At 54.2% G+C, this 20,987-nt stretch carries 19 protein-coding genes; 12 read left to right on the forward strand and 7 right to left on the reverse strand.

What is annotated here, in order from left to right; translation table 11 throughout:
- Positions 1-354: a hypothetical protein gene (locus ASTEX_RS18815; RefSeq protein ID WP_013481223.1), complete on the reverse strand. Its 354-nt coding sequence runs from the start codon at positions 352-354 to the stop codon at positions 1-3.
- Positions 355-489: 135 nt separating this feature from the next.
- On the opposite strand from ASTEX_RS18815, the gene ASTEX_RS18820 reads away from it, so the two are divergent.
- Together ASTEX_RS18820 and ASTEX_RS18825 are read left to right on the forward strand one after the other, a co-directional pair.
- Positions 490-903 carry a hypothetical protein gene (locus tag ASTEX_RS18820; RefSeq protein ID WP_013481224.1) on the forward strand — a complete coding sequence of 138 codons (414 nt, stop codon included), beginning with the start codon at positions 490-492 and terminating at the stop codon, positions 901-903.
- Between the two features lie 128 nt (positions 904-1,031).
- Entirely contained in the window at positions 1,032-1,439 is a 408-nt protein-coding gene (locus ASTEX_RS18825; RefSeq protein ID WP_013481225.1) for a hypothetical protein, read from the forward strand.
- Positions 1,440-1,453: 14 nt separating this feature from the next.
- Here ASTEX_RS18825 and ASTEX_RS18830 read toward each other — a convergent pair whose 3' ends face one another.
- The gene (locus tag ASTEX_RS18830; protein WP_041659813.1) at positions 1,454-1,675 is read right to left on the reverse strand and encodes a helix-turn-helix domain-containing protein; all 222 of its coding nucleotides are present in this window, start codon (positions 1,673-1,675) and stop codon (positions 1,454-1,456) included.
- Between the two features lie 97 nt (positions 1,676-1,772).
- On the opposite strand from ASTEX_RS18830, the gene ASTEX_RS20115 reads away from it, so the two are divergent.
- The 3 genes from ASTEX_RS20115 to ASTEX_RS18845 all read left to right on the forward strand — a co-directional run bounded on the left by ASTEX_RS20115 (position 1,773) and on the right by ASTEX_RS18845 (position 3,859).
- Entirely contained in the window at positions 1,773-2,159 is a 387-nt protein-coding gene (locus ASTEX_RS20115; protein WP_083805657.1) for a helix-turn-helix domain-containing protein, read from the forward strand.
- Positions 2,160-2,259: 100 nt separating this feature from the next.
- Complete coding sequence (locus ASTEX_RS18840) at positions 2,260-2,700, forward strand: Ros/MucR family transcriptional regulator (RefSeq protein ID WP_013481228.1); 441 nt, start codon at positions 2,260-2,262, stop codon at positions 2,698-2,700.
- Between the two features lie 184 nt (positions 2,701-2,884).
- Positions 2,885-3,859 carry a 3'-5' exonuclease gene (locus tag ASTEX_RS18845; RefSeq protein ID WP_013481229.1) on the forward strand — a complete coding sequence of 325 codons (975 nt, stop codon included), beginning with the start codon at positions 2,885-2,887 and terminating at the stop codon, positions 3,857-3,859.
- Between the two features lie 44 nt (positions 3,860-3,903).
- Here ASTEX_RS18845 and ASTEX_RS18850 read toward each other — a convergent pair whose 3' ends face one another.
- Entirely contained in the window at positions 3,904-4,143 is a 240-nt protein-coding gene (locus ASTEX_RS18850; RefSeq protein WP_049781804.1) for an HU family DNA-binding protein, read from the reverse strand.
- Positions 4,144-4,974: 831 nt separating this feature from the next.
- Here ASTEX_RS18850 and ASTEX_RS18855 point away from each other — a divergent pair.
- From ASTEX_RS18855 to ASTEX_RS18875, 5 genes are read left to right on the forward strand one after another with little or no spacing between them, the layout of a single operon-like run.
- On the forward strand, positions 4,975-7,302 hold the full coding sequence (locus tag ASTEX_RS18855; protein WP_013481231.1) for a ParB N-terminal domain-containing protein: 2,328 nt from the start codon (positions 4,975-4,977) through the stop codon (positions 7,300-7,302).
- Between the two features lie 33 nt (positions 7,303-7,335).
- Positions 7,336-8,550, forward strand: a complete 1,215-nt coding sequence (locus ASTEX_RS18860; RefSeq protein WP_013481232.1) for a cysteine desulfurase family protein — start codon at positions 7,336-7,338, stop codon at positions 8,548-8,550.
- A gap of 17 nt (positions 8,551-8,567) precedes the next feature.
- On the forward strand, positions 8,568-9,488 hold the full coding sequence (locus tag ASTEX_RS18865) for a DUF4007 family protein (RefSeq protein ID WP_013481233.1): 921 nt from the start codon (positions 8,568-8,570) through the stop codon (positions 9,486-9,488).
- Positions 9,488-12,790, forward strand: a complete 3,303-nt coding sequence (locus ASTEX_RS20620; RefSeq protein WP_013481234.1) for a hypothetical protein — start codon at positions 9,488-9,490, stop codon at positions 12,788-12,790. The genes ASTEX_RS18865 and ASTEX_RS20620 overlap by 1 nt, the downstream gene beginning before the upstream one ends.
- A complete protein-coding gene (locus ASTEX_RS18875; protein ID WP_013481235.1) occupies positions 12,787-13,629 on the forward strand; it encodes a phosphoadenosine phosphosulfate reductase family protein in 843 nt (280 codons plus the stop codon). The genes ASTEX_RS20620 and ASTEX_RS18875 overlap by 4 nt, the downstream gene beginning before the upstream one ends.
- 230 nt (positions 13,630-13,859) lie before the next feature.
- On the opposite strand, the gene ASTEX_RS18880 is transcribed toward ASTEX_RS18875, so the two are convergent.
- The 4 genes from ASTEX_RS18880 to ASTEX_RS18895 all read right to left on the reverse strand — a co-directional run bounded on the left by ASTEX_RS18880 (position 13,860) and on the right by ASTEX_RS18895 (position 20,069).
- Positions 13,860-14,711, reverse strand: coding sequence for a serine/threonine protein kinase (locus tag ASTEX_RS18880; protein WP_013481237.1), 852 nt, complete (start codon positions 14,709-14,711; stop codon positions 13,860-13,862).
- Positions 14,704-16,002, reverse strand: coding sequence for a DUF262 domain-containing protein (locus ASTEX_RS18885; RefSeq protein WP_013481238.1), 1,299 nt, complete (start codon positions 16,000-16,002; stop codon positions 14,704-14,706). The genes ASTEX_RS18880 and ASTEX_RS18885 overlap by 8 nt, the downstream gene beginning before the upstream one ends.
- 84 nt (positions 16,003-16,086) lie before the next feature.
- On the reverse strand, positions 16,087-16,749 hold the full coding sequence (locus ASTEX_RS18890; protein WP_013481239.1) for a recombinase family protein: 663 nt from the start codon (positions 16,747-16,749) through the stop codon (positions 16,087-16,089).
- Between the two features lie 341 nt (positions 16,750-17,090).
- Entirely contained in the window at positions 17,091-20,069 is a 2,979-nt protein-coding gene (locus ASTEX_RS18895; RefSeq protein WP_013481240.1) for a Tn3 family transposase, read from the reverse strand.
- A gap of 74 nt (positions 20,070-20,143) precedes the next feature.
- Here ASTEX_RS18895 and ASTEX_RS18900 point away from each other — a divergent pair, with 74 nt between their 5' ends.
- Both ASTEX_RS18900 and ASTEX_RS18905 read left to right on the forward strand, forming a co-directional pair.
- The gene (locus tag ASTEX_RS18900) at positions 20,144-20,476 is read left to right on the forward strand and encodes an ArsR/SmtB family transcription factor (protein ID WP_013481241.1); all 333 of its coding nucleotides are present in this window, start codon (positions 20,144-20,146) and stop codon (positions 20,474-20,476) included.
- Between the two features lie 15 nt (positions 20,477-20,491).
- Positions 20,492-20,983 (forward strand): arsenate reductase ArsC, encoded by a 492-nt coding sequence (locus ASTEX_RS18905; RefSeq protein WP_013481242.1) that lies wholly within the window; start codon positions 20,492-20,494, stop codon positions 20,981-20,983.
- Positions 20,984-20,987: the final 4 nt, after the last annotated feature.

Consider the following 20,987-nt stretch of genomic DNA (forward strand, 5'->3'; position numbering starts at 1 on the left):
CTACAGCTTCAGGTACAAGTTCCAGAAATGGCGGGCGCCCAGCACGAACCCTACGGGGACCAACGCCATTATAATGATTGCAGTCACTGCCGTTGGGTCACTTGGCGGGTCGCGCAGAATTGAGTCCAACCCGAAAAGGACGGAGCCTGCTCCCAAGCAAAGTAAAACCAGCGACATAACAAGGTAAGAATTCTTGTGGGCTTGATATGTCTGGGTAAGGTGGAAGTTCGAAAGCTTGTCGAGATTGGCCTGGGCCTCTGGTGTGAGATTCACACCGCCCGCGCGGCCAGCCGCCATCTCATTCAGCATCTTCACGGCTTCCGGCGATAGTTTCGTTTTTGTTGTCTCGGTCATCGCCGTCTCCTTTTGTGTTCTTCTCTTGTTCCCGTTCTAGCCGCGACGGTTCGCGAAGGTCAACGCCAGAACCCCACAAACCGACAATCAAGCAGCGCTTGATGTTTTTCAATCACTGATTTTAGGAGTTCGCCAGTGGAATGGTTCGATTTGCTTTCAAATGAAGACCTCAAACCGAAAGTGGAGGTGGCGGGAAATGCGGACGGATTGACGGTCCGTCTTGGCAAGACGTTATGCGACAAGATGAACTGGAAGGAAGGGGCCGTCCGTGTGCAGTATGCAGAAAGCGCGGGCCGTGCCTTTGCGCGTGTTCTGCGCGACCCCACGGCCGATTGGGCTTTGCAGTCGGCGGGCAAAGGCGGTGGGCTACTCCTGCGGTGCCGACAATTGGCACCACAGGCCGCCTTTACTGGGCAGATGTGCAGCATTGACTCGGAGAGCTCAGGGGCACTCGTCGTATCTCTGCCGCACGACTACGCACTTGCCAATGGGAGTATGCGAAAGCCGCGCCGGGCTATGCGCAGGCCTAATGCTGACCGTCAGGTGTAGCGCTCAAAACTGTCCACACGCTATTGAGGCAAATTCGATGGTTGCGCTAAAATTACCATTCACAAGTTGAAAACCACAACTATAAGGGCGCAATTCATCCGATTAAATCATTATGACAGAGACTAGGAATGGCTGATTGGGTTGACATCGAAATGTTGAACTCGTTCCATGTAGACGTGAACAAGCAAAAGAAGATTATCACTTTTGTCTATCCATTGCAGAATATCAAAATCGATGTGCCTCAGATCATACTGAGCAGTTTTTTGCAGCAAGTCGAACCGTGGACCTTCGATCTTCTTACAGACATGTCGGGCTTTGAGGGATTCGTGCCCTGGCCACAATTAGAAGAGATGGCGGATATATGGTCGCATTCTGTCGGTGTTAAGGACGCCGGGCGTGCAGTCGCAATTGTTTCGCAGCAGAATTTAATTCATGAACGGCTGGATGGTTACCAGGAGCTTTGGCCCAATCGGGAGTTCAAGATCTTCCATACGGTTGACGAGGCCAGTGAGTGGCTACTGAACAGGCGCAACTGAACAGCAACTCCGCGTCAGTTGCTATCTGGCAGAGGGCGTAGCAGTTCCAGGTAGTGCACGCCCAGAGCCTGAGAAATTTCGTAAACCGTTATGATGGTAGGGTTGCGTTTACCGCGTTCCAGCCCACTCAAATACTGCTGGCTTAGGCCTGATCGTGATTCCAGAACCTCCTGGGTCAGGCCTTTTTCCTGACGCAGGCGCTTCAGATTCTCTCCGACCATCTTGCGCATATCCATGCGATTGGGATCGCAGTTTACATACTATAAGTTTATCAACTATAATATGTAGGCATCTGTTTGTTGCCGTGAATGGCGCGAACCCGACGCTAAATCGATGGGGGCTATCATCAGATCACCAACTGACATCGACGCCCATGTGGGTGCACGACTGCGGCTACGTCGTCGTGAGCTTGGGATCAGTCAGGCGAAGCTCGGCGCCGCGCTTCATATTACCTTTCAACAGATCCAAAAATATGAGTTGGGCCGCAATCGTATGAGCGCATCTACCTTGTATGAAGTTGCGATGATACTCGATGTGCCTGTCGGTTGGCTGTTCGATGGACTGGGTCAGAAGTCCTCCGACCGTACCGCATTGGCTGCTGACTTCTGGACGAGCCCCGATGGCGAAGTTGTTCTTAATGCCCTGCCGAAGGTAAGAAATCGGGAGGTTCAAGCGAACATCGTACAGCTCATTCATAAATTGGCAGATCAATCGCTATGATGTTTTCAGAATAAAACAGCGGTAAAAATGCGGACTGTATTTGCAGTGTTTTCTGAATGCAGTTAAATCGGTCCAGATTCAAACCTCACAGGATTATTAAGTGGAACAGAATTCAACGACGACCAACCTTACCGTTGAGATCGTGAGCGCTTTTGTCGGCAACAACCCATTACCGGCCAGCGAACTTCCGCAACTCATTCAGAGTGTTTACACGTCGCTGAACAGCCTGTCATCTGCGCCACCCGTTGAACCAGAGGCTCGTGTGCCGGCCGTATCGATCAAGAAGTCGGTCGGTGCAGACTACATCATTTGCCTGGAAGACGGTCGCAAGTTCAAGTCGCTGAAGCGGCATCTCGCCAGCAAGTACAACCTGACGCCTGACGAATATCGGGCGAAGTGGAACCTGCCGAAGGACTACCCCATGGTTGCCCCTGCTTATGCGGAAGCCCGATCCCATCTTGCGAAGCAGATAGGCCTCGGCACGGGCGGTCGTAAGGCGGCGCCGGCCAAGCCCGTTCGGGGGAAAGGCAAGGCGGGCTAAGTCCTGCCTTCCGGATAGTCGATTCATCACCGTCAGCTGGCGCGCCGCTATGAGCGCATCTACACGCCGTAGCGCGCGCTTGCGCGTGACAGACGCAACCGACATCTTCCCGTGGCTTTTCTGCGTGGGCGCGGGCGTCGAAAAAATCTGAGGTGTCTGCGGCCAATGCTCGTTATAATGGGCCATGGACTCGCAACTGGACATGTTTGGTATAACGCCCGCAAGCTTGCCTGCGTCACCTAAGTCACGGCCCGTCCGCCTTAAAGCCCAAGAGCTCAAGCCGCTGCACGAGCTGGATATGGTACGTCAACTTGAAGAGACGGGCCGTTATCGTATCCTGCGTAAGCTAATCCCGCGTGAGGTTTGCGCAAACCCGCGTCCGGGATTCCCCCGCATCGGGGTCATCATCGATACTGAAACCACAGGTCTGAATAAGGCAGAAGATGCCGTGATCGAAATTGGCGCCATCGCGTTCCGCTTCGATGATCGGGGCGTGGTGGGCGATCTGATCGAGGTCTATGGAGCCCTTCAGGATCCGGGCTTTCCCATACCGGCAAACATAACGGAATTGACCGGTATAGACGATGCCATGGTTAAGGGGCAGTCGATCGATTTCCATGTCCTGGAAGCTCTGATCAAGCCGGCGGATTTGATTATTGCCCACAATGCGGCCTTTGACCGGCCCTATTGCGAACGGCTTTCACCAGCTTTTGCCGATAAGGCGTGGGCCTGCTCGAATTCAGAAATCGACTGGAAGGCGCGCGGCTTTGAGGGCTCGAAGCTCGGTTATCTAATCACTCAGTCGGGTTATTTTCACGATGGCCACCGCGCCGTTGACGACTGCTTTGCCCTGCTGGAGGTCTTGCTGCAACCTGGAGTGAACGGTATAACGCCATTTTCCGAGCTTTATAACGCTTCCCAGCGCGATCGAGTACGGCTGTGGGCAATGCACAGTCCTTTCGACAAGAAGGATTTGCTGAAGGCGCGCGGTTATCGTTGGTCGGGAGGGGAAGGGGCGGAGCCTAAGGCGTGGTGGACCGAGGTCGATGCCACAGCGCTTGACGCTGAAATGCGCTATCTCGAGACCGAGATCTACAACCGGACTGACATCGACCTTATGGCTCGCCGTCTGACAGCCGTCGAACGGTTTAAGGGATAGCCGTCGTGCGAAGCGGAAACGGGTCCGCTTCGCGGTATTGAGCTTTAGGCGTTTAGGCGGTCCTTGACGGGCTTACCCGGCTTGAAAACCAGTTTTCTCGACGCCGCTATCTGGATGGTCGCGCCAGTCGAGAGGTTACGGCCTTCACGTGCAGGCTTTGCCTGCACCTGAAACTTGCCGAACGCTGGGAGGTTCACTTCCTGGCCGAGCACGGCGGCTTCGGTGATGCTGGCGAAGACGCTGTCGACGATTCCCGGCACCCGATCCGTACGGACCTCATAGATCGATAGCCGCGAAAACCGGGATCGCGTGGCCACGCCAAGTCAGCCGACCAAAATCCGCATTACCTAGCCGTTTTTGTCTTTCGGGCCAAACTGTTAGCAATAATGGCATCGTAGTTGTCTGTTAACCGGTAGTCGCCTAATAAGATTTGTTAACCTTGTGACGGGCGCTCGTGAACAACATTCGCAAATTGTCTTGGAGTGAGTTAGGCCAGGCCCCTGTCGGGCCTGGTGTTTATGCGTGGTACTACGAACCCCAAATCACGCAATATGACCTAAACCAAGCGGTAGGAGCGGTAGGTGATCGAATGGCGGCCGGTGATCGGGCCGGCGCCGAGGCTGTTATTAATCGCCTCTTCAATGACAATGTCCTCAAGTATTTTCACCAGAACCCATATGACGTGACCCTATCAGGCCCCTTAAAGCCAAGGTACACAGGTACGGTGGAACACGACCAAAGGATTTCGCCCGGCCTGGTACAACGTATTTTAGACGACCCAACTCGGCTGACTGGGCTTCGTGATTTTTTGATCGGGTCTGCTCCCTATTTTGCAAGTCCTATCTATATTGGTATGTCAGACTCTCTGCGTACAAGGCTTAGTACGCATAGATCACTTATCGAAAAATATAGAGACCAAGAGCTTCGTCGGGGTTTGACCGACGATACAACCGTAAATGAAGATGCCGGCTTTGCTCGACGGGTAGTTACTCGTCGAATACCGCCAGACAACTTATTCGTAATGGTTTTGGAGACTTCGAGTGTAAACGGCTTACATATCGATCTCGAAAATCTACTAAACCGCATATATTATCCGATCTTAGGAAGGAACTGACATGGCTTTGTCACTTCGTAAATCTTCAGCCTTGAACCTGGAGCTGGAAGGATCGACGGGGTCGTTCCGCGTTGGCAGCATTGCCGGCACCAACAATACGCTGGAGGTGAAGTATTTCCTCACTGACCTGAGCCTGGACTATGAGAGCGGTGCCAGTGCGCAGGTGTTAAGCCATCTGGCGCCAGTGCGGGAGCTTTTTGAAACCGAAAAGCTTGAATTCGACGAGATTATGCAGCGCGATATCGACGATGCACGTGTGTCTGCCGAACTCGTGCCTTACCTCCTCGATAAAAACTCACGGGATATGGTGAAGTTGTTTCCGCCGATCGTCGTCGTCATCCTGCCAACTGTTCCGAATGCCAATCGTCCAGCGGATAAATATCCTCCGGTTGTTACCGAAGACGGAACCAGTGCGGATGGCCAAGAAGAAAGACGGACCCGGTCCGGCGCGATCGGTCAGGAAGTGTTCGAGTTCTCCCAACCGATTTTAGACGGCGAAGTAGTCAAACATGACCTCAATCGATTGAAGCTGAACACAGAAAGAACAAGACTTGTAATCGTGGATGGGCAGCACCGTGCCATGGCGCTGCTGGCTCTTTATCGCAATCTTCAAGACAAATGGACTGACGAGCGTCGCGCGCCATACAAGGATTTTTACGAGGAGTGGACGCCCAATTACATTCGGCAGTTCCAGCTTTCGCACATCAGCCTTCCTGTCATGTTCTGCACATTCCCCGAGCTGGACGAACACTATAAAGGCGACTTCGACCTCAAAAAGGCCGCGCGTTCCATTTTCCTTACCCTCAATAAGACGGCTCGTAAGGTTTCAGAGTCCCGCAATCGCTTGCTCGATGATAACGACCTTATCGCCTTGTTCCTGCGGAAAACCTTGTCGGCAATCAAAAATCGAGACGTACTAAGCCAGAATTCGATCCGCATTTTCAATGTGGAACTCGACCAATCGGGCGACCGTATCAAAATCGAAAGTGCGATCGCCGTCACCGGCGTGAACCATATCTACTACATAATTGAGCACCTGCTGCTCAATAAGCCTGACGATGTCAGCGGTATCAGCGCGCGTGCCGGCAAGTATTACAAGCGGACAGATCTTGAAGCGTATGGTGCCTCGCGGCGGCTGGATGCCCGTAACATTTTGGGCGCCGCATTGGCGGACACAACATACAGAGACATCTTCTCTCGCGACGCCGGCGACAAGCTCGCAGAGCAATATGACACGAATTATGGCGCTTTCTTGTTAGAATTTTATGTGCGCTTCGCACCAATCGAGGCTCATTGTAGAGCCAGCCTCTCCCTGGAAGAAAACCTCAAGAGCCAAGAAAATCGCAAGCTACGACCTATCCTGTTTGAAGGGCAGGGGATGAGCCGTGTTTTCAATGACCATCGCGATAATTTGCGAGAAAAGCTGAAAAGCAAAGAGTTCGGTAGCGAAGCTACGAAGATCGAAGAAATCATCAAGAATCTTGATATCACCGCTGGCCAAATCAAGAGCGCAATCGATCGCTTCAAAGGACAACGTGCGGTCAATTTCGTAGATTCCATCAGCGATAAAAATAAGCTCAAAGACGGCACGGACATTCATCCTAAGATCGTGGGTTTCATTTCCGATCTTTATGACAACGTATTCTCCAGTGTAGCGTTCCAAACAGCTGCCGTCGCAACCTTCTTTGGGGAAGTTGAACGCGCTCAAGCCGAAGCAAAAAAGGTCGGCGCCGCTAAAATCGACGTTACCGCAGAATTCGACGCCTATCTGACATCGCTCCATGCCTTGTTCGTTCCAAAATCTGTTTCCCAATTCCGCAGCCTAGTTGAAGTCTTCGTCGGTAAAGTCGAAGGGGAAATCACTGAGTGGAAGTTGGTTCGGACGCCTCACACATTCCGGGAAGTGGTCTATCCGGGAGAAATGCAGCCTGACCAATGGCCCAAGTATCGCTATATGATGCTGGAGCTATGGCGGCCGCAGAATGAGCACCTTCAAGCAGTTGTTGCCGCGTCCCGCGACGTCTGTCGCGCCCAAGTCTTTAAGGCCTTGGTGGGTCGGCGCAAAGACGAATTCACGCGCAATGAGGTTAAGCGCGAAGAAGACCTCACCCCGGCCGAACGCGCAACATTTGTGACGCAGGCCTACGAGGCCATCCGGACGCTGCTCAATAATTTGGGATGGAAGACTACTGAAATTCCGTCGAAAAAGACTTTTGAAGGTCTCAGCGCGGAACCGGCTGAGATCAGTCCAGCGGCGGTCGCCGAAGAGGACGAGGTTTGGGAATCTGCTGAAGATGCCGCCGACGAAGGCATTAGCAGCGCCGAGTGATCGTTTCCGGGCGAAAGGGGACGGGAGGGTCGGATGGACGAGGTAATGTTAGATAAATCGTTGGGTTCAACGGCACCACGCAACGAACCCATTTACTTGGATAACTTTTCAACGACACCCATCGCGCCTGAAGTGGCAAAGGCGATCATTGATGCTTGGTCGCTGCCTAGCAACGCCAGTTCGCCGCACACTATGGGCGCGCGAGCTGAGGCAATTGTTGCTGAGGCCAGGGGAGACGTGGCGAACCTTATTGGAGCGGCACCAAGCGAAATAGTCTTTACATCTGGGGCCACTGAAGCAAATAATTTGATCCTTTTGGGTGTGGCCGAAGCGGCAGTTGTTGCTGGGATCAACAGAAGAAAGATTGTTCTATCCTCTATCGAACACAAGTCGGTTTTGGTGCCAGCGGGTACACTTGAGGATAGGGGGTTTGAAGTCATCTTGGTGCCTGCTCACGATACCGGTGTGATTGATATGCGGGCATTGGCTGCCGCAGTCGATGATCGGACCTTGTTAGTATCTGTGATGGGCGCAAACAACGAGACAGGAGCCTTGCAGCCGATAAGGGAGATTGTTGCCATCGCCAGCAAAGTCGGTGCCTATGTTCATTCTGATTGCGCACAATTGGTAGGCAAGCTGCCCATAGACGTACTCGACCTTGGTATCGACTATTTGAGCATCTCAGGTCACAAGATGTACGGCCCAATGGGCATCGGGGCAGCTTTTATTTCTGCCTCTGCGTTGAAGCCCAAGGCGATAGCATTTGGCGGCGGTCAGCAGGCTGGGGTACGGCCGGGAACTGAGCCTGTACCAATCATTGCGGGGCTTGGGACGGCGGCTCGGCTAGCGGGGTCGCGTATGGAACTGGATGCCGCTCACGGCACGCTTTTGCGCAACATGTTTTTGGATGAGCTGAGCAGCCTAAATAGTGATGTAGAGATCATCACTCAAAATTCAGAAACGCTGCCGGGGACTGTATGTTTAAAGGTCAATGGCATAATCGCAGACGACTTGATCGAAAGCGTCCAGCGTCAAATGTCAATTTCTACGGGGTCTGCTTGTAATTCTGGACAGGTCATTCCCTCCCACGTTCTTATGGGTATGGGATTTGGTCAAGTTGTCGCTAGATCAATATTTAGAATTTACTTTAGTAGATACAATTCTAAACAGGACGCCATTGAATCTGCATTTATTTTGGCCAAAGCGATCGGCCATTTGAGGCATCCCGCTGGACAACCCCGCCAGTAGGCGGTACAAACAGAAGCATGAAACATGCTCTATTCGATTCGGCTGACTCGTTGCAATTTGCCGGGCACGAAACCTTCCCGTTGCGCATCCTATGGCTGAAAAAGGCTTATGACGCCGTGCAATATGGCGTGCCCTCCGGAACATTTCAAGAACGTTCCGCAATTGCTCGTTTTGGGGTGGGGCGGAATATGGCTGTGGCCATGCGTTATTGGGCGCTGGCGTCGGGCTTTATTGAGGAAAGCGGGAAAGAGCTCCGCCCTACGCCTCTTGGCACTGCGATCCTCTCCGACGATGGGGCAGACCCGTATATTGAAAGGCCTGCGACTGTGTGGTTGACGCATTGGGCGATGGCTTCAACTCCCCAATACACTACCACTACCTACTACGCTTTCAATGGAATGGCTGCGAATGAATTTGACCACTCAACGTTGGTCGATGAAATTTTCGGAATTGTAGAGGCGAGGGACCGGAAGGCTACCGTAGGCACCATTAAGCGTGATGTTGAAGTTTTTTTACGCGGCTACGTTCGTCGCGACGGCGCGGCTTCCGAGGACGCGGCAGAGCCGTTATTGGCTGAACTTGGCCTCATCAGAGAGGCGCGGTTCGGTGGCTGGTTTGAGTTCGTTCGCGGACCAAAGCCGTCGCTGTCGGACCCCATTTTTGCCTACGCTCTAGCGGAGTTTTGGGAGCGATTTGGCGGCGGAAATACCCTTACTGTTGAGCACATTTGTTATGCTCCAGGCTCTCCAGGTCGTGTCTTTAAGCTAGACGAGGATAGCGTGGTGACGCGCCTCATCGCCATGGAGAAAGTAACCGACGGCGCTTGGATTTGGACGGATACCGCTGGGCTTAGGCAAATACAGCGTGCGGGCCCGGTAGATCGTATGGCCCTTATCGAAAAGTCATATCCTGCAAATGCCCTAAAGGCGGTGGCCTAATGGCTTTAGCTGATTTCGTTGAAATAAACCGTCGTTTCGCTCGGTCTGCGCGTTTGGATGCTGACTTAAACGGCACGCCTCCTTTGGTGGGGTACGTGTTGCAGGCGAGCGTTGAAAAAGCGTTGAGCACGCTTGCGAATTCCCAAATGGATAGCAAGCAAGGCGCGTTTACCTGGACGGGACCCTACGGCGGCGGTAAGTCAAGCGCGGCACTGCTAATGGCTAACCTCGTTGCCGGGGCTAACGAGAACCGGAAAATTGCCAAGGGAATTGCCGGAAAGACTTTAACAGCCACTTTCACCAAGGCCTTTCCAGAAGATAATGGTCCGTGGGCCGTTGTCCCTGTGACGGGGAGCAGGGCGGGCCTGCGAGCGGCGATTGGAGAATCGGCGCGTATAGCACTGGGCTGGACGGATCGGACGTTCCAAAAGGCGATCGCAAGTGACGATACGCTTATTGAGATGCTGACGTCCGAGGCTTCCAAAGGTCGAAGCGGCCTGCTTCTTATACTTGATGAACTTGGTAAAATGCTGGAGCATGAGGCGGCCTCTGGCGGTGACATCCACCTTTTGCAAGACATTGCTGAGAGAAGTTCACGAAGCAAAGGCAGGCTGGTCGTTATTGGCATTCTGCACCAATCATTTGACCAATACGCGGCTAAGGCTGCGCGAGACGCCCGGCAAGAGTGGGCTAAAGTTCAAGGTCGATACCAAGACATCTCGTTCCTTGCGGCGGCGGATGAAACCGTCTCATTGTTGTCGAGGGCGATTTCCTGCGCGGCACGGCCGGCTGCTGCCAAGTCTCTCGCAGCCACGGTGGCCGAAGCCGTGGCCAAACGTCGGCCGACCGATTTTGACCAGCTGACGAATGCCTTAGCGTTGACCTGGCCTTTAAATCCGGTGACGGCTATGCTGTTGGGACCGGTGTCGCGTCAACGGTTCGCTCAAAACGAACGAAGCGTGTTCGGCTTCCTTAGTTCGGCTGAACCGGCTGGATTCCAAGACTTTCTCAAATCGGCCACGGATGACGAGACGTATGGTCCGGAACGCCTTTGGGATTATCTGGCTTTCAATTTTGGAATGGTCTTAACCGGTGGGTCTGATAGCTCTCGGTTCAGCTTGGCATTCGAAGCCATTGAGCGGGCAGGGGCTAAAGGCACCTCTTTACACGTCGCCCTTACTAAATGTGCTGCCGCGATCGAATTTTTCCGCAACGGTTCAGGGCTGGCCCTCGCTGACGATTTTTTAGCGGCGGCAACCCCGTGGGTCTCCGACGATGAGCGAAAGCGTGCAATTCAGGACCTACTTGATTGGGCGGTCTTGACAAAACAGCCGCGCTTAAACGGTTACGCGCTGTTCGCAGGTAGCGATTTCGACCTGGAAGACGCGATTTCAAGGGCGCGGGCGCCACTTACACCGGATCAAGTACGCGGTATTCCGCAGCGCGTAGGGATGGGGTTTGTTGCAGCGAAACGCCATTACTTTAGAACCGGAGCACTCCGCACATTTGAAATTGCGATCCATCTAATTTCAGACTCGGACAAGCCCGCCAAAATGGCAGCAGACATTGCTGCGAAACAGGGTGCGGGAGCTGGGACAATCGTGCTAATGCTCGGCAGCGGCTCTCAGGATGCAGTTGAAATTGATCGTGTCTGCAAGTCAATTGCTAAAGAACTTCATAAGTTAGGCGCCATTGCGGCTGTAGGTGGGGCGACCAGAAGTTATGGTCTCCGCGAAAGCGCACTTGAGTTGTTTGCAGTCGAGCGGGTGCATCGTGAATATCCTCAGCTTGAGGGTGATCGCATTGCTCGCCGCGAAGTCGCCGGCAGACGGTCGGCCGCCGTTGATAGCGTTCATCGTGATCTGGAAACTGCTTTAGATGCTGCTCGCTGGTATCTGACACCTGATCCCTCCAAGCCGCTTCGTGAGCCGTTGGCGATTGTCGCTACCGAACTTGCAGACAGCACCTTCGCAAAGGCGCCAATTCTACAAAGCGAGCTTCTTCAACGAGACAAACCTTCGGCCAGTGCGATGGCTGGGTTGCGCGCTCTGCTACATGCAATGGTAAAAAAGTCAGACTCGCCGGACCTTGGTATTGATGGCTACCCAGTCGAGATGGGTCTTTACCTCACAGTGATTAAGCCTTTCGGCCTCCACCAAGAGGTCAAACCTGGAAAATTTGATTTTTCTGGACCTGACGACAGCGAAGCGGGTAAAAGTTTGATCACGGCTTGGGAGGAACTGGACAGGGTCAAGGATATCTCCCTTGAAGCGCTTTATAGCGTCTGGTCAAAGCCGCCCTATGGAATGAAGGCGGGCATTATGCCAGCACTGGCCCTTGCACATCTGTTAGCCAGTCGCAACCGCTTGGCCGTGTATGTCGAAGGTGTCTTCCAAACAGCCTTGGACGAAGTTTTTGTTGATAAGATGCTTCAGAAGCCTGCAGATATACGGCTTCGCCGTATCGATAGGTCCATCCGCGAAATGGCCTTCTTGAACGGGCTATCTACGCGGCTGGGTCTTGGCGATGAAACGTCATCTCTCCCTATCGCCCAAGCAATTTTTCGACGGTTTGCATCCCTCCCGACGTACTCTAAGCGGACGGAGACGGCAAGCGCATCAACACTTCGAGTCCGGTCGATCGTGTTGAAAGCGACTGATCCAGAAGCGTTGTTGTTTGAGGACCTGCCAGGAGCTTTGGGGGACGATTTGTCGGCTGATTTGGTCTACCAGTCGCTTGTTGAGCTGGAAGGACTGTACGGCGTGTTGCTGTCTCATCTTAAGGCGGCATTAGCTCGCGCTTTGGCAGTTGACCCGCATAGCTTCGCAGGCCTCAAAGATCGCCTGCAACCGATCAAAAACCTCACCAATGATTTCCGATTCGATGCGTTCGCGATGCGAGCGGCCGCGTTCGATGGAGAGGAGGGCGACGTCGAAGGCATTGCCAGTCTTTTGATCCATAAGCCTGCTCATAGCTGGTCGGATCGCGACCGCGACCAAGCCTTCCTCGAACTCGCGAGGTATGGCCGGCAGTTCCGCGAACTTGAAGTTTTAGCGGCCGTGCGGAACCGCCACTCCAATACCGAAGCGCTCGCGCTCGTCGTCGGCGTTGATCCTAAGATGCCACCTCTGTTGCGACGCTTTATCCTCACTGAGGCCGAACGATCTGAAGCTACTGACCTCGCGGAACGATTACTCAAGACTCTCAGTAGCGACGGCCAGCATGGCCGCATACAATTTGCGGCGCTGGCTAGGGTGGTGGCCAGTCTAGCCGCCGCAAACGATGAAACGGAGGTTGCATGACCCATTCTGAACGGCACATATTAGGTGTATCTGGCGGGCGAGACAGCGCGGCTTTGGCAGTTTATATGCGCCAGCATTATCCTGACCTTCCACTGGAATACTTTTTCACCGACACCGGCAAGGAATTGCCAGAAGTCTACACCTTCCTTGATCGCCTTGAGGGCTTTCTAGGCAAGCCAATCCTTCGCCTGAATCCTGATCGTGACTTCGACTTCTGGTTAGATGAGTACGGCCACTTTTTGCCCTCGGCAAGGACTAGGTGGTGCACCCGTCAATTAAAGCTGCGCCCGCTTGAGCAATGGATTCGCCCCGATCTGGAAAGCGGGACAATAATCCATTCTTACGTGGCTATCCGAGCCGACGAACCAACTCGCGAAGGCTATCAGGCCACGCACCCAAATATGCGGGTTCATTTGCCCCTGCGTGAAGCCGGTATCGATCGGCAGGGCGTAATCGAAATGCTAGATCAGGCAGATGTAGGCGAGCCCGAATACTACAAATGGCGATCTCGGTCAGGGTGCACTTTTTGCTTTTTCCAGCAAAAAATCGAATGGGTGCGACTGGCGGAACACCACCCAGATCGATTCGAAGAGGCAGTACGTTACGAGAAAACCGCGTTAAAAGACGGTTCGCCCTTTACCTGGAGTCAAGGCGAGAGCCTGCCGGAACTTATCGAACCAGCACGTGTCGAACAAATAAAGGCTGACTATGAGCGCAGAGTCGCGCGCCTTCGCGACCGTCGCAACCGCAATCCGTTGGCGGTCGGCCTGCCGGAGTCTGTAGACGATATATATGGGATTGACGAGGCCGCTGGTGGCTGCGTTATCTGTCACAAATAAACGTAGCTGCTATTTTCCATCGCCAAGAGCTTTCAGCGCTGCGAATAGGGCAATGCGTTTCTGCTCTACGCATGGTTTGGATGGGGTGCCAATATCGACAGTGTCATCGATCTTACCATTCCTTGAGCGTATAACCATCCTAGCATGCGCGATCCAACAATCTTGGGGCACAAATCCATAGTTTGCTCGGACGTAAGAGACGATTTCCTTGTTGGTTGCCATTTGCTTCCTCAACAACCAATTGCTTCATCTAGGGAGGCTGCGAAGGCCTTGCCGTTGACAGGCCTTCGAGCGCTCTTGTGTTGGAGGGCCATTACTAGTGGGTCAAATAACCAATCAGGCCCTGTCCAATCTTCTTGACATAACAGACCACTCGGATGTCGGCCTGTGACAACGTACCAAAACACAGCAGCAAGCTGAAACACATCCGAAGCTTCGCAAATCGCATCACTTTGACCGATGCGACGGTTATGTGCTTCCGGCGATAACCAAAATTTCGGTCCCAAGACTTGATCGGCCGGCGTCATATCTACGTCTTTGGCTTGAGAATATTTGCAAAGGCCGTAATCGCTCAGCAACCATCTATCGCCCGAAATCAAGATGTTTTCCGGCTTTATGTCGCGATGTATCGCTTTCGCATGTAATTCGGCAAGACCGCGCGCCAAGCCTCGAAATTGACCGACGTACACTTCAGATGGAACGTTTGAACCCTTTACTATATTCGAAAGATTGCCTTCGGCTATTTCCATTATAATAAACGGTAGTCTCGCGCTGCGATTGGCGGCACCCGCTCGGCCCGTGCCTCGATATTCTATGATGTGGTCGTGGCGCAGCTCCTTGAGAAGCCGAGCCTCTTTAAAGAACCGGTTTCGAGATCTTTCGCCTCGTTGCATTAAGAATTTGACGGCGTATTCATTGCCGGAACTGCGCTCGATGCACTTGAACACAGAAGCATTTCCACCGCGCGCCAACCATTCTCCGACTATGTAGGTGCGGCCCTCTTCCGTTATTAGCTCATCATCGATTTCGAAGTACTGCCCCTTTCGGAGTTCTTCGGGATCAAAGAAAACAAAACTACTCATTTTCGCCCTCTACCGGGCGCTCGATGATGAGCAAATCACCACTGTCACCAATGCACTCCGCGTGAACCCAGGCCGCATTGCTGATTTGAAATGCCTTCGCCGACGCATCCCACCCAATAAAATCTTTTCCCTTTTCATACTCTACCAGGTCATCACAAACGGGACATTCATACTCAATCGGCTTACAAATGCCCGCACGGTCCGCTTCCACACAATCCTCGAACACCCTGTAGTATAGACCTCTGTAAGCATCGCTCGCAGGGAGTCCTATATAAGTTCCAGACAGTAAACCCTTTAGAAAATTCAATCGCCATTTCCTGCTCGAAGCAGAATTCGCCTGCGACACACATTTAATTGCGTATTCGCTGAATATGCCCACCGTCGCCTCTGGCCTTATGCCGAGATCGAGCAGACGGATGTCGTCCCTGAGATCGCTCAAGTCCTTCCCCGCCAAGTCATGGCCCTCTTGGCGCAGCTCATCAATTGCTAGGAATAAACTATAGAAATCAGCTTTCTGCCGAAAGCGCGTTTCACGAATATTCCCCGGTATATCTTTAAAAATTTCGCCGATGTCCGCGATCGCTTCGTTGAACCGCTTGACGATTTTCTTCCGATCTTCAACCGGCCAATTAGTATATTTTATGTAATAATTGTCTAACTCGACCTTTTTATCCAGCGTTCCATCTATAAGACCGGCAATTAACTCTGAACTATACTCTGCGTCCGCGTAGCGCCTTCGGTCCGTGGGCGAGAAAATTCCTGCTGTTTCAAAAAAAGGGATCACCGATAGTTCTTCGGAAACAGTCAGGAAATCACCCGGATAATCAGCCCGTCGCAATTCCTGCTTCGTCAATGGAACGGTGTATTTATTGACGCGCATGTACACATCGCGCACCTCCCGATCAGTCGGGTTATCCGCCTCATTGAAATCGATACGATATCTTAAAAAGCTATCGACTTCATCCGGCGTGAAATCTTGAAATCGCTTACCTAGGTGAGGGCCTTCGTAAGGAGCTTCGAGCGAGAACTCATTCCTCAAAAAGCCGAGAATTGCAGAAATGCGCTGCTGACCATCGATTACTTGGCGATGGACGCTCCCGTTCTTAATTGTCTTGGCCAAAAATATCTTCGGTAGGGGAATGTCACTGAGGATGGAATCGATCAACATGATCTTGGCACTGTGCGCCCAAACTTCGCGACGTTGGAAGTCGGGTTGCAATTCTAACCGTTTAGCATCACTCCAATCCCGAACATCAGCAATTGGATGAGGGCTGATGTTCCAATGAACCATGTTAAAGTTTCCGTCCGAAGGTTAAGGGGTCTCGCGTGTCAGCAAAACCTACGACCTTGCTCTGTCAACACATCTCCGCGCAACCTATCTTCGGAAGCCGATTCTCGCAACTGGACCCAATGACAACGTCGGTGTGATTTTGGCCAAATCTAAGAACTTTTGGTGAACGTTGGTGCGTTCCACGCTGTCGCTGCGTCGGGCTTTTGAGGCCAGCCGGCTGATGGTTGCTCTGTGAACGCGGAACAAACGAGCCAGGTCGGCGGCCGAGCGTCCGGCATTCAGCATGTCCAAAATCTCTCGCTGCTGGGCGGGGGCGAGCTTAGTTGGCTGGCCTCCACCATTGCCTCTGGAGCATGCGGCTTCTTGGCCCTCGGCTGTTCGAGTGCGAAGCTTTGTGCGTTCAAAGTTGCCAATCGACTGCACCATTTGCATCAGTATACGGTCAGAATCTCCTGATTTGTCAGTACCGTCTCTCAGTGACCGGAAGTACGCTCCGCAGTTGTTTATTTTGTTGAGAATACCAGAGAGATCTCCGAGTGAACTCGCGATCCGATCCAGCTCGGTGACGACAACGACGTCTTCAGGGCGCAAATCATCGAGCATTTGCTTGAGTTGCGGGCGGTCCCTGCGGCCACCGGTCGGGAATTCCGCGAAGGGTTTTTCACACCCGGCGGCCTTCAGGGCATCAACTTGCGGGGTCGTATCCTCGGCCTCGGATTTCAAGATGCGGGCGTAACCGATCAACATGCACAACCCTGTTGCATACCTGCCAATTGCGCAACAGGGTTCCGCACGCGGCCAGTGGTTCGGACGTTCGCCCATGACTTTTTAAGAAAAATCGCACAACATATTGATATTGCGCCATATATTTCCCATAATATATCTTATGAGCCAAATTTTTGTAGCCGGGTGGACTCTATTTTGAAGTGCGAATGATCAACCAAATCAGTCGTCTCTTCAAAAGCGAGATATACCATTGGTCATCATTACCGCCACATCGACATGGCTGAGCGCCGGCAGATCATGAAGCTGGACGGCTCTAAAAACCGTTTGATCTCATGGCCTCTGAACATTAAAGGGACACGGGATTACGGTAGGAACGGAATGGGCCTGAAGCCTTCATCATCGAGCGCCGGTTCGTCCTCCCAGATGTAGTCCCCGGTGAGGTTGATGTGCTCCCAACCGAGAGGGGAGAGTGTCGACAGCCATTCATCGGGAACCTGCTGCCCACGGTCGCGCAGCGCGGCGACGGCCCGGCCCATATGAACGCTGTTCCAGTAGATGATAGCCGTCACCACGAGGTTCAGCGCCGACGCCCGGATGGACAAGTTCTCCTGGCTGCGATCGCGGAACCGGCCAAGACGATGAAGGTTGACGGCCCTGACGAGGGCGTTACGGGCCTCACCCTTGTTCAATTCTGCGGTCGTTTGTTTGCGGAGGTCCTTGTCGTTGATCCACTGCAGGGTGAATAGCGTGCGCTCGATTCTGCCCAACAACCTCATTGCATTGCTCAGGCCTTGCCGCTTGGGGGCGGAACTCAGTCGTTTCAGCAGGAGGGACGACGATACGGTCCGGGTGCGTAACGACGTCATCATATGCAGGATGTCGTCCCAGTAAGGGGCGATCTGGCTGGCATCAAGACGATCACCCATCACATCGTGAAGAACGCTATAGTCTTTCGCCGGCCGAAAGCCGTAAAGGCAGCGGCCATCGAGATTGGGGATACGCGGGTTGAAGGCATAGCCTAAAAGGTGGCAGGTCGCGAAGACGAGATCGTTGACGCCACCGCCGTCGACGTGGTGGCGCGTGACGGCCTGCCCCGTAGGCGTTTCGAGAAGGGCATCGAGCACATGCAGCGCCTCGCTCGCGGTCGCAGCCATGACGCGGGTGTGATAGGGCGCATAGCGGCCGCTGATCGCCGTGTAGAGTTTGATGATCGGATCTCGACCGTAATGGGCATTCACTTCGCCGGCGTTCTCGGCGGCCGCACCCAAAAAGATGTGCTGACCGTCGGAAGAAGAAATCGTAGGTGAGCCGAAAACCGTAGCGAACGCGTCCCCATGCTGGGCCTCGATCAGCTTCGCCAGCGCCAACGCGAAGGTATCCTCCCGGAAGTGCCAGATAGCTGTTTGCTGTAGCTGCCGGCGTGTGCGGCCAGGGCTGGCCTGAGCCATCTTGCTAAGACCGAGATTGGTTGCTTCAGCGATGAGCGCTGTGAACAGGGCGCGCTTGTCCGCACAAGGGCGCCCCGTCTGGAGATGCTCGAACGTTTCCGCAAACCCCGTCATCCGATCGACGTCCATCAGAAGATCCGTCAACCGGACCGTCGGCATATGACGGGACAGCAGCCCGGCAAAGGCCACCGCTTGCTCACTTTCCTCAGTGAAGACAGCTGGTACGCGAAGGCCTTTGGCGCCGATGCGGGTATCGCCCCGATTGTCTGCAAGATGCTTCGCGGCTGTCTGAAGGGCCGTCTCAAGTTCTGCCTTGCGCGCCGCGATATAGTCCCAGAAATTCGGGTTTATAGCGATGGGCAGCGTGCCTGACTTTTGAATCAATTCGAACTGGCCGCGTGGAAGCAGATAGGTTTCAATGGTCTGATAGGCCCTTGAGCCGACAACCGTCACGTCGCCCGACGCGAGGCGCGCCTTCAGCTCCAGCATAAAATGGATTTCCATCATCTTGTGATCGATACCGCCGTCGACCATCATGATCTGCTGACGGGCCCGCAAGGGTACAAACGGGAGGAACCGCGCAACCCAATCCGCCTCGGTCATTCGGCCCGGACTGCGGTGCCACCGCTGGCTCAATTCAAGGAGCGCCTCAACCAAGCCCTGATAACCGGCGGACGCCTTGAACTCGAAGGCCGCCAGAAACGGCGACGCGTAGCGCCGCACAGCCGCATATTCGGCACGTAACTCGACGAGGAGGTTGTTCTCGGCAGAAAACCGGCGTGTTGGATTGATGCTGCCGACGATCCTGCGGATCTCATCCCAGGTGGTGAAGGTGGTGATGGCAGGATCAAGCGCACGCCCAGTGTCATGAGCGTCGACAAGAACGACCGCCAGATCGCGCAGGAAGGCCATCGCGTCCTGGCTATTCAGCGCCTCCTCCTGGGCGCGCTCCTCACGCCGGCGATGGGCGCGGCGGACAGAGCGGGCGATCAGGGCCTCGAACATGTTGATCGCTTGATCGGTAAGGTCCAGCCCCAGCTCAAACACGGTCGCGGCCAATGTCGTGTAGCGTCGCGGCGCATTCATTTGCCTGTAGTTCTGCGCCGTCAGGCGCTTGCCTTCAGCCGCCAGATTGACCCTGCGCTCCATACCGATCAGTTCCGCGGTCTTAGGGGTTATGTCGATCTCACGAATAAGATCCAGACGCTGAATGATCGCGATCATTGCCCGGCTGCCTTGCGGACCCGGCGGTTCGCGCAGCCATGAGATCTGATGCTGGCGCCCATGTACCGGCTTATCCGAGACCAGCGCATCGAGTGCGCCTATGGCGAGGTCTGTCAGCGAGCCGTGGACGCCCTCGTAAAGATGGCTCTCCGCCTGATGAAGGGCTTGCGCCACCAACCGTTCCAATACGGTAACGCCTGGAATGATGATCCGGCGGCGCCGCATCTCCTCCGCCAGTGAGAATACCAGCGGGCGGGCCTTGGGTGACGCGATCGCCATGCCGCGCACCCAGTTCAATAATTCGGCCCGATGAGGCTGGGTCATTTCCTGAAAGCCGTAAGCTCGCCTAAGGACGTCCAGATGTTCGGAACGCGTTGCCGCTCGCTTGCAGGCATCCAGTAGCACGTCCGGACGGGTCGCTAATTGCTCGGCAAGGAACTGCACGGCCTCCGCAGGGATGGTGTCGCCGGCAGCGATCAGGCGGCCAGGGTAACGCAGGGAGCAGAGTTGCAGAGCCAGCGCAAAGCGGGTCTCGGCCTTTCGTCGCGTATTGACCAGGATGAGGTCTTCCGGATGGAGCGTCCAGTGCTCGATCAGTAAGGGCTCGTCGGTGGGGTGCGAAAGCAAACCCGCACGCTCTCTGGCCGTGAGGATGGATTTTCTGGGCATTGTCGGGACCTCGGCAGCGGAGGTTCATCTTTGCACGCTTGACATTGCATCAATATATCATTATAGCGCGATATATGGATAAAAAGGCAGCAACACAGGCATTCGCCGCCCTGAGCCAGGAAACCCGGCTCGATGTTCTTCGTTTGCTCGTTCGGGTGGGGCCGGAAGGCCTGCCGGCAGGAGATATCGGCGAACGACTGGGCGTGAAACAAAACACCATGTCGGCCAACCTGTCGGTCTTGCAGCAATCGGGTCTGCTGCGAAGCGAGCGGGAAGGGCGGTCGATCCGCTACTTCGCGGACTATGATGGTCTGCAAGGGCTGTTGTCGTTCCTGCTGGAAGACTGCTGTGGCGGCCGCAAGGAGTTATGCGAGCCGCTGATCCAGAAAATCGTCTGCGCCTGTTAGGCGGGAAACACACTCATGTCGAAACCCTACAACGTGTTGTTCATCTGCACGCAGAATTCTGCGCGCTCAATTCTGGCTGAGGCGATCGTAAACACCAGCGGTCAGGGGCGCTTTCGTGCGTGGTCGGCAGGGTCGCGGCCCAGTGGCTCGGTCAATCCCCATGCCCTCGCGCTGCTGAGCAGCCTGGGCATCGATACCGCATTCGCGCGCTCCAAAAGCTGGCACGACTTTGCATCTGATGACGCACCGAAGTTCGATTTCGTTTTTACGGTCTGTGATCAGGCCGCGCTCGAACCCTGCCCGATGTGGTCCGGCAGTCCGTTGAGCGCCAACTGGAACGTACCCGACCCGGCCGCAATGACGGGAACCGAAGCCGAAATCGGACTGGCCTTCAGCGATACCTTCCGCCTGCTGCAAAACCGCATCCGTCTGTTCATGAACCTGCCTGTCGAGAGTCTTGATCGCATCTCGCTGCAAAAGCGCGTCGACGACATCGGCAAAGCCTGAGTGA

Source organism: Asticcacaulis excentricus CB 48, assembly GCF_000175215.2.
GTDB classification, from domain to species: Bacteria; Pseudomonadota; Alphaproteobacteria; order Caulobacterales; family Caulobacteraceae; genus Asticcacaulis; species Asticcacaulis excentricus.